This window comes from Microvirga sp. P4_A5 (assembly GCF_056402495.1).
Genome location: NZ_JBFUHH010000218.1, coordinates 1 through 648, shown reverse-complemented (window position 1 = coordinate 648; position 648 = coordinate 1). Strand labels below are relative to the sequence as shown.

Below are 648 nucleotides of genomic sequence, written 5' to 3'. Positions count from 1 at the left end.
CGAGATAATCGTTCCCGCCGGACCCGACGATCTGGTCGCTGCCCCGGTTGCCGAGAATGACGTTCGCCCCCGACGACCCGTAGAGAACGTCGTCGGCCGCGCTCCCGATGATGTTTTCGAACCCGGAAATCACGTCGCCCTGCGCGGTCCCGCCCCATGCCACGTTGGTGCCGAGATTGACATAAACGCTGATTGTCGAGTCGCTGTACTCGACCGTGTCGTAAGTCCCGGCCATGCAGATAATCCGCGCCAGCGCCGCCACGGAGGTGATCGTTTCCGTCGCCTCCCATCAGGCGATCATCGCCGCCCGCACCATAAAGTGTGTCGTCACCGGCATTGCCGATGAGCACGTTATTGGCTTTGTTTCCGCTAATATCGTCGTTTCCGGAACCGCCGAGCGCATTCTCGATCAATGAACGCAAGTCGTTGTTGTATTGGAATGCGTTGTAGACGTTGCCGTTGACGAACGCATTCGCACTCTTGTGAGCAAGCTGCGCCTGCGAAAATTTGGAATAGCCTCCCGGCGAGAGATCGACCACCGAACCGCCGCTATGATTGGAGAGATCGTAAGTATCGATGCCGCCGCCATCCCAGATCGTCATGAAGATGTAGTTCTTGACCGGCGCTCCCTGCCCAACGCCATTGACG

At 58.5% G+C, this 648-nt stretch carries 2 pseudogenes; both read right to left on the bottom strand.

Annotated elements, in window-relative coordinates:
• A pseudogene (locus AC1DVM_RS23230) lies at positions 1-235 on the bottom strand (calcium-binding protein); the annotation flags it as partial.
• Positions 236-269: 34 nt separating this feature from the next.
• Positions 270-602, bottom strand: a pseudogene (locus tag AC1DVM_RS23225) (M10 family metallopeptidase C-terminal domain-containing protein); the annotation flags it as partial.
• Between the last annotated feature and the right edge of the window lie 46 nt (positions 603-648).